Genomic DNA, 12,640 nt, shown 5'->3' on the forward strand with positions numbered 1-12,640 from the left:
TGCCCTTGGTTTTTGATTCTTCATGGCTTTTCTCAGTCTTTTTATTAATTTAGTAGATTCGTTGGGTTGTCCAAACATTGCTTGATGCCAACAGCTACTGAATTGTCCTTTTGGATACAGCGCGACTAAAAACTGAAGCCCTAAAGTTGAAAGATGCCTTTAATATTCCCTCACTTTGTCTTTTGCTTTTTTTTTACGTGTCCCCTCGCATTACTATCTTCAACAACGACAACAAATCGGGAAAATTACCGAGAACGCTCTGGTAAAATATATCAACTTTTTCTACCTAATTCCATTGTCTCTCTTCTGGCGAAAGATAGCATGGTAACTATGACACTCGCGGCAACGGATAATAGGCACTGTACTGAGAGAGTACAGCCGGCAACGTTCCCGCCTGCGTGTCTGCTGTCTCCAAGCCTGATCAGGATTGGAGTGCGAAGCATTTAGACGTAAGACGGCAACCGGCAGCCGGTGGTGCCTGTAAACAAAAGCACCAACCGAACATCAGGACGGTTGAGCAAGTGTTCCGCGATTACAGGACTCGCTCGCTCTGCATTCGCTTGGCGATGGGGAGTTCTGCCACCGGCAGCCTTACTTTTAAGCGGGTTGCCGGTATGAAGGTAAAAAGGTTACACAGCATTCACGGGTTTACGTCTCATAGGTTATTTCTCACGTCAAATACGGTATCCGTTCAATGGCAAAACGCTTTTAAGTCTCGTTTACCCTCTCCTCACACAAATACCGCTCACTCTCACTCACATTGGGATTGGTTTTCAGATAGTTACTGAGCCAATTGCAACCGTGCAGCAGTAACTCATCGAGATCCAAAGCTTGGGGTTGTAGGCGATCAAGACTCCAAAGTTTCACGGTTTTATCAGCGCCGGCAGAGGCTAAAATCTGGCCGTCTGGACTAAAACTCACCTGTGAAACCGTATCCTTATGACCCCGCAAAGTTTGCAGTTCTGTCCCGTCCAAACGCCAGAGTTTAATCGTTTTGTCTGCGCCGGCAGAGGCTAAAATCTGACCGTCTGGACTAAAAATCACACTCAGAACTAAATCTCGATGTCCGTCCAAGGTTTGCAAGAGCGTTCCATCCAAATGCCAAAGCTTAACAGTTTTGTCCCAACTGGCAGAGGCCAAAATCTGGCCATCCGGGCTAAAACTCACATCCCAGACGCGATCGCTATGACCCTGCAATGTTGTCAAAACCGGCTCTAAAGCGTCCCAGCGTTCCATGTCCCACAGCTTAACCGTAGAATCCCAACTAGCAGAAGCTAATGTCTTGCCATCCGGTGAAAAACACACACTCCAAACATTGTCTGTGTGACCTCTCAGGGTAGTCAGCAGTGTGCCGTCAAGACGCCACAGTTTCACGGTTCTATCAGCACTCGCAGACGCCAAAATCTCACCATCCGGCGAGAAACATACGCCACCGACCCAATCGTGATGGCCGGTAAGCGTTGCTAAGAGTGTGCCATCGAGACGCCACAACTTCACGGTTCTATCCGCACTCGCAGAGGCCAAAATCTGCCCATCCGGCGAGAAACAGACGCGCTTCACCCAATCGTGATGACCGGCAAGCGTTGCTAAGAGTGTGCCATCAAGACGCCAGAGGTTAATCATTTTATCAAAGCCGGCAGTTGCGAGTGTCCTGCCATCTGGAGAGAAACCCACACTCATCACCCGATCTGGATGAGTAATATTTCGCCGGCAAGCCAGATCAAGCTGCCACAGCCGAATCGTGGTATCTGCGCCGCCAGAAGCCAGGATCGTCCCATCTGGCGAAAACCGCACGCTATTAACTTTGTCGGTGTGACCCTTAAAAGTGGCGATAGCGGTTCCGTCTAGCTGCCAAAGTTTCACCGTTTTATCCCAACTGCCGGTGGCTAGTGTCTCCCCATCTGGAGAGAAACCCACGCAGGAAACCCAATCACTATGGCCGGCAATGGTAGCCAGCAATGTCCCATCCCTTCGCCAAAGTTTCACTGTTTTATCGGCACTCGCGGAAGCCAGCAATTGCCCATCAGGACTGAAACTCACCTTCCAAACTCGGTCGCCATGACCGCTGAGGGTAGTTAATAATGTGCCGTCAAGTTGCCACAATTTCACGGTACTATCTGTGCCGGCGGAAGCAATTATCTGGCCATCTGGGCTAAAACTCAGGCCACTCACCCAACCTTGATGTCCCGTGAGGGTGGTTAGCAACGTTCCATCCTGCTGCCAAAGTTTCACTGCCATGTCCTCACTGGCCGAGGCAATCGTTTGGCCATCCGGGCTGAAACACACGCTAAAGATCCGCTCACTGTGACCCCGAAAAGTGGTAATCACAGTGCCATCTAGCTGCCAAAGTTTTACCGTTTTGTCCCAACTGGCAGACGCAATAATTTGACCATCCGGACTGAAACTAACACTATTCACCCAGTCGCTATGGCCTTGAAAACTTAGGATCTGGCTGCCGTCAAGTTGCCACAGTTTCACCGTTCCATCCCCACTGCCAGAGGCTAGCAGCCGGCCATCAGGGCTGAAACTGAGCTGAGTTACCCAATTTTGATGTCCCTGCAAGCGATTGCGTTCTCGCGCTTCTGAGATAGCTTGCCGTAATCTCTCAACTGTTCGCTGTTTAACGTCTGGGGAGGCGTGTGTCTGTTGCAATTGTCTGCCGGCTTTGACGCTGGCAACTAATGCTGCGAGTTGATCATGGGAGAGCAGCAACACTTGAGATAATGAAGAAAGTGCTTCAATTTCTGCTATTTCTGCCCGATTTCGCTCTTGTTGTTCTTGATAAAGTGCCTGTCTGAGCTGTTCTTTTGTTAGCCGCAGTTCTATTTGCAGTTGAGGTTCTTGGCGCTGGCGAATTAAGCTAACCAGATAATCGTGAACCAGTTGATAGAAATCAACTGAGACTTCTTTTAATAAGGAAACGATTCCAGATTGAACTAAAATTTCTAGGACTAAATCTAATTTGTCTGGTTCTGCTGCTAAATCATCGGCTAATTGAGCGCGAGTTTTGAGGGGCCGGATGTCGTTTTCATCGGTGAGAAAATACAACACCATTCGGGCAATACTTTCGTTTTCTGGGCCGCAGTCTTTGACGGCTTCTTCTAAAAACTCGGCAACTAATTTGGCTTTCGGCCCTTTTTGTAGGTACTGCGTCAGTGTTGTGATATTTTGCGCTTGTAGTTGGGCACCAATCACCTGTAACTCAATGGGGCGAACCTCGCCACTTTCTCCAGCCAGATCCTGCACAATTTGCTCAATTAAGGCCGGCTCTAAATAAAATCGGGAGCGTTGCGTCAAACTTTGGATAACGGCTTTCGCATCTGCCGGCGTAAAATTTCCTAAATAATAAAGAATCTCTTTACTGAGAATATCGTTATCGATGGCATCCAGCCTGGTCTGGCGAGTAAACTCTAATAAATAATGTAGATAATCCTGACGCATGGACAGCACGACTTTTACAAACGGAATATTTAGGCACTCGTTTAAAAATGCGTAAAACTGCTGTTTTTCCGATTGAGATTTATTTGTAAAGAAAAATTCTTCAAATTGGTCAAAAATTAATACAGTTAACAAATTGCGCTCGGCATCTTGTCGCAATAATTCCAAAATTGCCAAGGGAGAATCAAGCGGCTCGTTAAATTGAATACCTTTAATTTCTAAGAGCGCATCTGATAACTGCCGGCCTAATTTGCTGACCCAATCGTTATAGGTTTGCAACACCACCGGCAAGGCGTCTCGCGTGCGAATACAACTTTCTTTGAGAGCAGGAACTAACCCGGCAGTAACAATCGAAGTTTTGCCGACACCGGACTGCCCGTGAATCACCGTCAGTTTATGCTGAGGGCTGCTAATTCTAGTTTTTAAACGCTCAACATCTTGCTGCCGGCCAGACGCTATAATTTCGCAGGCAACGGTGCCTTGATGTGCCCGTTCTGCAACTGCTGCTAGGTTCGGTGCCGGTTGTTGAGGTTGGAGCCGGCCTGCCCCAATAAAAGCCCGTAAACCATATTGCTGCTCAATAGAACGCTGTTGTTGCTTAATCCAAAATGCCGCTCGATAGTGACCTTCTTCAAAGTACAGCGAGCGCAATATTTCCAGAAATCGAATGTAGCGGAGGGGATCATATCGATGCTCACTTTCACTAATCGCTGTTGTCATTTCAAAAGCAATCTCTTCTAAACTGTTATGTGCTTCTTGTCGCTGCCCTAAATGCCGCTGCGCTTTCACAAGAAATAATTGGCAAACTTGCCTCCAAAGTAAGGGAAATAACTCTGGATTTTGAGTTTGGTCGGCAACACCGTTTAAGATTTGCAGTGCAAGTTCTGCTTGTTGTTTGGCATCTTCCCATCGAGCGTGCCGCAGGGCAGATTTTGCGAAAAACGCATAATCTTGGGCTAACTGAATGGAATTGCCAAACATCTGGTGGAGTTGTAGGGATCTGTGGGCCAGGGCTTCTAGCGATCCCCAAGCAGATAATCGCTGCAAAACTTCTCCAAGGTGGGTGATAAACTGTGCAACTAAATCCGGGCGTCCTGCTCGCTCAAAGATATCTACACACTGTTGGAAATAACGTCGGGATTGTTGCCAGTATCTGCGCTTTTGGGCCGGCACCCGATCAGCAGTGCGGCGATAGCACAGTCCGAGATGAAACAGCAAAACCCCCTGTCGCTCTAAATAAGGAGCCGGTTGCAGGGAACAAGTTTCAGGAGATGTCCCTGCCGGCTCCTCTTCCCTAGGCGTTTGCCAAAAGGCTAAACTTTTTTGGTAATTCTCGATTGCCCCATCAATGAGATCACGGGCGTAAGCATCTCGACCGAGAACAAATTTCACACCGGCTTCTAACTCTGAATCTAACTGAATTCCGCGCCGTTGCAAATCCTTCAAAGCTGACTGAAATTCTAAGCAACTGCGCTTACCCAGAAGTGTGCAATTGGACAAAAACTTGCTAGCGCCGGTTTCTAAAACCGCACTAAAAATTCGCTCAATTTTGTGTCGTAAAAAATCAATTAATTCATTCGTGGGTAGCGCAAATTCAACCGTTGTCAGCCAGCTTTCAATATCAGGCACTAGCCGAATCATCTTCGGCTGAATTTCATCATTAACCCATAATAAAAGCGGAAACCGGCAGTGTTTGCGAAACTCCTCCCGGTCAGCGTTCATTGAGGTTAGCACTTGCTCGATTGCTCTCACTCCATCTAACCCAAATACCATCAATGCCGGTGGCTGAGCGCTGCCGAATGCGGCTTGGATCGGGCTATAAAGTGTTTGGACTGTCTCCCCTAAGACAAGTTCTGGTATTTCTATGCCACAGAGTGTTCGCAGCAGCCGAACCATCCGCTCACGCAAAGATTCATAGTTGCAGCACACTAAGATCAGTGAAAACTGATCCTCACTGAGTGCGATTGCCCGGTAGAGGGTTTGCAATGAACCCTCGTTACCGGCCACAACTTCTTCATCTTGGTTCGGCTGTATCATGACTTGAATTCTTTTGCTTCTGCCAAAATCGGATTGATGTCGTACCAGTGCCCTTGATCGTTGCGGTATTCAAACACAAACATACTGCGGAGCAAGATTTGATATTCTGTTTCGCCCCTGACGCTTTTTGTTTGTGCGACTTGACGCAGCAATTCCCATTCATCGGGTTCAATTGCTCGCGAGAGTTCGTTGCAGCGTTCCTGAATAACGCTTTCTAACCGCTGACGCGGGATGGGTAGATCGCCTTTTTGAATACAGCGATACAGTAGCCCTAATAAGTTCCGAACATGACCACCACTGACACGGCACAGCCGATCTAAGGTATCAAGGCTATCAAAGATTTCTGTTACTAAAGTAATGCGTCGATCTGGTTCGACATCCGGAAATGCACGGGCGAGTACCATCTGCCGCAGCAATGCCACGCCTTCGGTGCAGTCCAGCCCATCGGATAGCTGCGCCGGCACCATTGGCAAGACTTTAGCATCTACACCACCACCCAGGCGAGACATCAATGAACCGTAATCATTGGAGAAGGTTAAGACTAGCGGAATCGTATAAACCAGGTGACAGTTGAGTTTGCGTAACTGCTCACCACGATCGACAAACAGATATTCTGGCTGTGTTCTTCCAGATGGCAGCCGGCGTGGATCAACCCGATCCAGGTTATCGACAATCACCACCAGTCCTTCTCGTCCCCGCTGCCTGAGTGACTGAATGGCCGGTTCTAGAAGTTCTTGGTTAATCGATTGCAGAATGCTATTCGTGCGCGGTTCGAGGTATTCTCTGAGCCGGCTGCGGACATCGGGGCTTTCTTTCGCTTGTGCGGTAATTTTACCAATTCCAAATGCCAGTGAAAACTCTCCATCTGTGCCGGCACGTACTTTGCCCACTCCCGGCAGCGAGGCTTCAGCGGTTAAATCGATCTCGGTTTGCAGCAGATCGCTGGCACCTTTAAGTAAAGATCTAAAGCCTTTTGGTTTCAACTCGATCTTCAGTTTCTCAATACTTTCGCTGACTTGACGAGCAATCATCAGCAAAATATCGCTAACATCCACGTCAACTAATTCCAAGTCTTGATTGGACTCGAAATAAACGACGTGAAATCCCTGCGCTTCTAATTCGGTTCTGAGTCTAAGCAATTCTGTAGATTTTCCGCAGCCGATATGACCGCTAAATAACTGGCAAGTTGGCTCATCGGCTTGCAGAATGGCGATGGTGCGCTCGATTTCTTCGATAATTTTGCTGCCTCGAACGGGAGAGAAATCAATGTAATATTTCTCCTCTTCGGCATTTTTCATATCGATTGCTTTGGAGGGGTTACAAGCTTTATAAAATCTGCGTACATCCAATGCCATAACAATTTACCTTTTTTACTACGCTTAAATTTGCTGCGCCCGGTTAGTTCGGCGCTCTTTATTAATTTAGGATGCTTGTGTTGCCATAATTGTTGCGAATGGATTTAACCGGCACTGAAACTTCTGACAAAACCAGTCCAACCTGACAACCAGTATTCATTTTGCCTTTGTTTTAGCCCTTGAGCGCCTTTCGGCTGTGACACTCTTGCAAAAAGCTGGTTAAGTCTTACATAGCCGGTGCCGGTATCAAAGATTTGGATGAGACCGGCTCGCCTCACAAAAGCCGGCCTACAGGCGCTCTCCATTACCAAGGGTGGAAGCGTTGCCTGCGCTCTAAGCATTAAACTGCTTTCTGCGGTGCTGACACCCGGCAGAGTGGCACCTTGGGCTACGGCCTAATTCCCGTTGCCGTGTAACTTTGACAAAGCCGGTTAAACTCCGGGGTTTAGTGAGTGTTCAACCTTACCTCTGGCTCTTGACATCTTAACAAAAATATGAATCCAAACACAAAAATAGTTTTATTCGTTCAGTCAGGACTGAACGTTCAGAAAGATGCTAAATTAAAGATGGGTCAAAATCCCTGACAAAGGCATAACGTGTGGACGAAGAGCAACGGCAATTTGAAGTGAAACGGTTTGTCGAAGAAGTGGGCTTATTGTTCGAGTTAGCCGGTCTACCTCGGATGGCTGGTCGAATTTTAGGCTGGCTGTTGATTTCAAACCCGCCGCACCAGTCTACCGGCGAACTGGCAGAGGTTTTGCAAGCTAGCAAAGGCTCGATCAGCACCATGACTCGGCTGCTGATTCAAGCCCGCTTAGTAGAGCGCATGAGCCTGCCCGGAGATCGCCGGGACTACTTTTGTATCAAACTGGGTGCTTGGTCAGCGTTAATCAAACAACAAGTTGCCCAAATCACAGCAATTCGGCAGCTAGCCGAACATGGGTTGCAACTCGTAGAAGGCGAAGATCCGCAGCGGCGGCAACGCTTGCAAGAGATGCACGACTTTCACGCTTTTTTTGAGCGGCAATTTCCAATGTTGATTGAGTGTTGGGAACAAGAGCATCCCCAAAGAGACCAACCCAATGTTTCGTAGAAGTCCTAAAAGTCATCCACTCAGGTGAGTCAACTGGAGGACGTGCGATCTGTGCTGGGGAGCGTAAGTTGGAAAGTAAGCCGATGAAATGGGTTCGCATCTTTGCCTCAGTGATTTCCATTCCAGAAAAAGTCGTTACAAATCGTTACAATTAATACAACTCCAGCCGCCGGCATTGAATTTAGCTGATTCGCAGCCAATCTCATGTAGTCTAATCCGGCCTCGCTTTCCCAGAGTTTAGAAATAATTCGACGAAATTTCGTTCACTTACTGATTAATTTCAGGAATACGGCCATGCAATTGCAGTCAGCAACGGATAAAGAATCAGCTCTCAAACAAGACCGGCAACGGCCACCAGAGCCACCTGTCGATCGCTCAGCCAAGCCCAAACGAAAATGGATGCCGAAAGGGAAAGGTTGGGCAATCGGGCTGATTGCGGCTGCGTTGCTGGGCACCGGCGGCACAGCATTTGTGGCGTTGCGGAATGCCGCACCCAAGGTAGATATCAGTGAGCTAACCGTGCCGGTGGAGTCAAAAAACCTGACAGTGCGGATCGGGGCGAGTGGGGCAGTGCAGCCGGTGCAGCGGGTCAATCTTAGTCCGAAAACCCAAGGTCGTTTAGCCGAATTATATGTGGAGCAAGGCGATCGCGTGGAGGCGGGGAAAGTCGTTGCTCGCATGGAAAGTGGCGAAATAGAAGCACAACTGATGCAGGCACAAGCACGGCTATCGAGCGCCAAAGCCCGTTTGCAACAGCGCCAGACCGGCAGCCGGCCAGAAGAGATTGTCCAAGCGCAGGCACGTTTAAATCAAGCGCAGGCGAGTTTAGACCAATTGCGAGCCGGCAGCCGTTCTGAGGATGTTGCCGAAGCCGAAGCCGGTGTGACGAGAGCACAGGCGCAAGTAGAAGAGGCGCAATCGCGGTTAAACTTGGCTTCCAGCAATGTCAGGCGCAACCGGGAACTAGCCGACGTGGGGGCAATTGCCAGAAAAGATTTGGATCAGTTTCTCGATGAAGAGCGTAGGGCGCAAGCAAACCTGGAACAAGTGCGAGCCGGTGTTGCAGAAGCAAATCGCCGGTTAGAAAAACTCCAAAATGGCACCCGCCCAGAGGAAATTGAACAAGCCGAAGCGGCAGTGGCAGAAGCCCAAAGCAGTTTAGAGCAGCTGCAAAATGGCACCCGCCCAGAAGAAATTGCTGCGGCTAACGCAGATGTTACCGAGGCGGAAGGACAAGTGCGCTTTTATGAAGTGCAATTGGAAGATACGAAAGTTCGTGCTCCCTTTGCTGGAATTATTACCCAGAGATACGCCATAGAAGGTGCGTTTGTGACGCCGGCAACCTCCGCTTCTGACGCGTCTTCCGCAACGTCAACTTCTATTGTTGCCCTTGCCAGGGATTTGGAAGTTTTAGCGAAAGTTCCTGAAGCAGATATCGGTCAAATTAAAGTCGGTCAAACCGTTGAAATTGTCGCCGATGCTTATCCCGATCGCGTATTTAAAGGTCGCGTTCATTTGATTGCCCCGGAAGCGGTGAAAGAACGAGATGTTACCTTATTCCAAGCGCGGGTGAGCATTGATGCCGGTAAAGATCAGTTACAGTCTGGAATGAATGTAGATATTAAGTTTGTAGGCGACAAGCTCAGCAATGCTTTGGTGGTTCCTACCGTGGCAATTGTCACTAACAAAGGAGAAACCGGCGTCTTAATTCCCGACGAAAAAAATCAACCTAAATTTCAATCTGTTACCGTCGGCTCTACCATTGGCAATCAAATTCAAGTCTTAGATGGCGTAAAAGCCGGCGACCGCGTATTTCTTGAACTTCCCGAAGGTAAAAAACTAGAAGATGTAATCAAAACCATTAAATAAACCCTCAAAAAACCCCTAACCAAACGCATCAAAACCCTTAACCTTATCTGCGTCATCTGCGTTTATCTGCGTGCATCTGCGGGTTTCAAATCATCCAAAACCCCATGCAAAAGCCAACAATCCAGATAAACCATCTGTGGTTTTTAAATCCAAAACCTCTAATTTTTGCAAAAAGCCTAATCAATAACCAAAGAGAAATCACAAAAAAACAATGGATATTGTTGAAAGCGTCAAAATGGCAACCACAACGTTGCTCTCCAATAAACTCCGAAGCAGCCTAACCATGCTAGGAATTATTATTGGCAATGCTTCAGTGATTGCAATGGTTGGAATCGGAGAAGGGGCGCAGAAATTTGTTGGCGATCAAGTTAACTCATTAGGCTCAAACTTGCTGTTTGTGATTCCAGGGAGTCCTGAAGCTCAAAGACGGCCTATTTATCCACCTCAAACACTGGTGCTTGATGATGCAAAAGCAATCGCTGAGCAAGTTGCTTCAGTTAGTGAAGTTGCGCCGGCACTCAACGGCAGCGAACTGATTTCCTACCGCAACAAAAATAACTCAGCTACGATTATCGGAACAACGCCAGAATTCCTTTCTGTGCGAAGTTTCGATATTGCCAAAGGCCGCTTCTTAATGAATTTAGATTTGCAACGGCAAGAAGATGTTGTGGTTCTAGGTTCAGAAATAGCTCAGCAATTGTTTGGGAATAAAAACCCCCTAGGCGAACAGATTCGTGTTAAAAATGTCAGCCTGCAAGTGATTGGCGTGATGGAACCAAAGGGTTCAACTTTTGGTGACAATCAGGACATGAATGTTTATGTGCCAATTACAACAATGGCGCGGCGAATTGTAGGCCGGTCATCTCCTTATGGAATTCAAGTAACCTTTATTTCCGTCTCAGTTGAGGATGAGGCGAGTATGAAAAAGGCGCAGTTTCAAATTGAAAATTTACTGAGATTGCGTCATAAAATCGTCAATGAAGATGATTTTACAGTGCGGAATCAGCAGGAGTTAATGAATACCTTGGGCAGCATTACAGGGGCATTAACGTTGCTCTTAGCGGCAACGGCAGCGATTTCTTTGTTTGTGGGCGGCATTGGAATTATGAACATTATGCTCGTCTCCGTTACCGAACGCACGAAGGAAATTGGACTGCGTAAAGCAATTGGTGCTTCCCAGCAAGATATCCTGGTTCAGTTCATGATTGAATCTGTCATTCTGTCAGTTGTGGGCGGTTTAATTGGCGTTGGTTTCGGCATTGGCGGTATCATGCTGATCGGAGCATTTACGCCTTTGAAGGGTGGCGTTTCTCTCGTGGCAATTGCCGTGGCTACCAGCATTTCTGGTGGCATTGGTTTCTTCTTTGGGGTGGTGCCGGCACGTCAGGCGGCTAGACTTGACCCAATTGTTGCCCTCAGAAGTGCCTAAAGTTCACTCCAAGCTGTTAGGTTCGATATACCGGCTGTTTGCTCTGACAAAACACTGGCCCCCGTTAAGTTCCACACGAAGCCAAGGTTTGCCGGCATTGTCCCGCTGAATCACGATCACTTCATCGGAACCGCCACGACCAAAGCTTGCCGCTTGAAACAAATCTTCCTGAGCAAATTGCCGGTTAACTCGGTGATTAACGCCAGGGCCATTACGGCAGTTTAAACCTTCGGTAACAACCCGCCAAGAGCGATGTTCGCCGGCAACTCCCTGAATTTCCTGACCGTTGGCGCTGATTCTCTGGATTGAATTGTAATCTCCATTGCGATCTGGAATTGGCTCTTGATTTCTTTGCGCTAAAGCAATGGTCGCAATGGTACAAATTGAAGTCGTGATCACGATTGCCGGTACAAAACGAAGCATTTTTTTACCCGTATCTACAGGAGTATTTAGCTTTTATTTCTTTAGATTAGTATTATAATAGACAAAATAGCAATAAACATATTTTTCCATAAAATCTTTCGGTTAATTAAAATTAGTCTAGTCTTCTGATTTTTCCAGCCGTTGAGTCTCTAGCGCGAATATCCTTATGAAAAACCAACCCTTAGATAGTCAAGCCCTGAAAACGTTAGACAACACCCCTACAGTGCATAAGCCGGTGATTGTGGGGCTTGAAAATGTTTCCAAAATCTATGGCATGGGCAACACAGAAGTTCGCGCTCTTAACGGTGTGGATTTGACAATAGAACAGGGTGAATACTGCTCGATTATGGGGGCTTCTGGATCGGGCAAATCTTCCGCCATGAATATTATCGGCTGTCTTGACCGGCCTACATCGGGAAAATATTATCTTGATGGGTTGGATGTTGCGGAGATGGACGAATCAGAATTAGCGAAGATTCGTAATCTTAAGTTGGGGTTTGTATTTCAGCAGTTTCACCTTTTGTCGCAACTGTCAGCCTTAGAAAATGTGATGTTGCCGATGGTGTATGCCGGCGTTTCCCCTCAAGAAAGGCGAGATAGAGCAACAGAAGCACTAATTCGAGTCGGGTTAGAAAACCGGCTGAATAACAAACCTAATCAGCTATCAGGGGGGCAACAACAACGGGTGGCAATTGCGCGTTCAATTGTCAATCGTCCCGTGTTGCTACTAGCAGATGAACCCACCGGCGCTTTGGATTCCAAAACTACCCAAGAAGTGATTGATATTTTCTCCGAACTCAATGCTGCCGGCATCACAATTGTTATGGTGACGCACGAACCAGATGTCGCGCGTTGTACCCGTCGCATCGTCTGGTTCCGCGATGGCCAGATCGTACACTCCCATCTAACCCCAGACGATTTAGGTCACGCTGCTTTCTAAGGAGTATATTAAGCTGCAAGTGGATTATCATTGCTTAGTCAGATTTCGCGCTTTTG

The 12,640-nt window shown here is 47.6% G+C and carries 9 protein-coding genes; 5 read left to right on the forward strand and 4 right to left on the reverse strand.

Annotated elements, in window-relative coordinates; all coding sequences use genetic code 11:
* The first annotated feature begins 474 nt into the window (after nt 1-474).
* Nucleotides 475-618 (forward strand): hypothetical protein, encoded by a 144-nt coding sequence (locus H6F73_RS12680; RefSeq protein WP_190759092.1) that lies wholly within the window; start codon nt 475-477, stop codon nt 616-618.
* 90 nt (nt 619-708) lie between these two features.
* Here H6F73_RS12680 and H6F73_RS12685 read toward each other — a convergent pair whose 3' ends face one another.
* The 3 genes from H6F73_RS12685 to H6F73_RS12695 form a co-directional block, all read right to left on the reverse strand.
* Entirely contained in the window at nt 709-5,475 is a 4,767-nt protein-coding gene (locus H6F73_RS12685; protein WP_190759093.1) for a WD40 repeat domain-containing protein, read from the reverse strand.
* Nucleotides 5,472-6,830, reverse strand: a complete 1,359-nt coding sequence (locus tag H6F73_RS12690) for an AAA family ATPase (RefSeq protein ID WP_190759094.1) — start codon at nt 6,828-6,830, stop codon at nt 5,472-5,474. Before H6F73_RS12690 ends, H6F73_RS12685 begins: the two co-directional genes overlap by 4 nt.
* Before the next feature lie 104 nt (nt 6,831-6,934).
* Nucleotides 6,935-7,171 (reverse strand): hypothetical protein, encoded by a 237-nt coding sequence (locus H6F73_RS12695; RefSeq protein WP_190759095.1) that lies wholly within the window; start codon nt 7,169-7,171, stop codon nt 6,935-6,937.
* Between the two features lie 257 nt (nt 7,172-7,428).
* Between H6F73_RS12695 and H6F73_RS12700 the strand changes: the two genes are divergently transcribed.
* The 3 genes from H6F73_RS12700 (at nt 7,429) to H6F73_RS12710 (ending at nt 11,221) form a co-directional block, all read left to right on the forward strand.
* Nucleotides 7,429-7,923 carry a MarR family transcriptional regulator gene (locus H6F73_RS12700; protein WP_347239527.1) on the forward strand — a complete coding sequence of 165 codons (495 nt, stop codon included), beginning with the start codon at nt 7,429-7,431 and terminating at the stop codon, nt 7,921-7,923.
* A gap of 399 nt (nt 7,924-8,322) precedes the next feature.
* Entirely contained in the window at nt 8,323-9,792 is a 1,470-nt protein-coding gene (locus tag H6F73_RS12705) for an efflux RND transporter periplasmic adaptor subunit (RefSeq protein WP_242072478.1), read from the forward strand.
* Between the two features lie 211 nt (nt 9,793-10,003).
* Entirely contained in the window at nt 10,004-11,221 is a 1,218-nt protein-coding gene (locus H6F73_RS12710) for an ABC transporter permease (protein ID WP_190759097.1), read from the forward strand.
* A 3-nt stretch (nt 11,222-11,224) separates the two neighbouring features.
* Here H6F73_RS12710 and H6F73_RS12715 read toward each other — a convergent pair whose 3' ends face one another.
* Entirely contained in the window at nt 11,225-11,644 is a 420-nt protein-coding gene (locus H6F73_RS12715; RefSeq protein ID WP_190759098.1) for an SH3 domain-containing protein, read from the reverse strand.
* Between the two features lie 274 nt (nt 11,645-11,918).
* On the opposite strand from H6F73_RS12715, the gene H6F73_RS12720 reads away from it, so the two are divergent.
* Entirely contained in the window at nt 11,919-12,584 is a 666-nt protein-coding gene (locus H6F73_RS12720) for an ABC transporter ATP-binding protein (protein WP_242072479.1), read from the forward strand.
* The last annotated feature ends 56 nt before the right edge of the window (nt 12,585-12,640 follow it).

The sequence above is a fragment of the Microcoleus sp. FACHB-68 genome (assembly GCF_014695715.1).
Taxonomy (GTDB): domain Bacteria; phylum Cyanobacteriota; class Cyanobacteriia; order Cyanobacteriales; family Oscillatoriaceae; genus FACHB-68.

Excerpts from the sequence above, each read along its gene's own strand:
- H6F73_RS12685 (WP_190759093.1), bottom strand. The coding sequence starts at position 5,475 with ATGATACAGCCGAACCAAGATGAAGAAGTTGTGGCCGGTAACGAGGGT.
- H6F73_RS12690 (WP_190759094.1), bottom strand. The coding sequence starts at position 6,830 with ATGGCATTGGATGTACGCAGATTTTATAAAGCTTGTAACCCCTCCAAA.
- H6F73_RS12695 (WP_190759095.1), bottom strand. The coding sequence starts at position 7,171 with ATGCTTAGAGCGCAGGCAACGCTTCCACCCTTGGTAATGGAGAGCGCC.
- H6F73_RS12705 (WP_242072478.1), top strand. The coding sequence starts at position 8,323 with ATGCCGAAAGGGAAAGGTTGGGCAATCGGGCTGATTGCGGCTGCGTTG.
- H6F73_RS12710 (WP_190759097.1), top strand. The coding sequence starts at position 10,004 with ATGGATATTGTTGAAAGCGTCAAAATGGCAACCACAACGTTGCTCTCC.
- H6F73_RS12715 (WP_190759098.1), bottom strand. The coding sequence starts at position 11,644 with ATGCTTCGTTTTGTACCGGCAATCGTGATCACGACTTCAATTTGTACC.
- H6F73_RS12720 (WP_242072479.1), top strand. The coding sequence starts at position 11,919 with ATGGGCAACACAGAAGTTCGCGCTCTTAACGGTGTGGATTTGACAATA.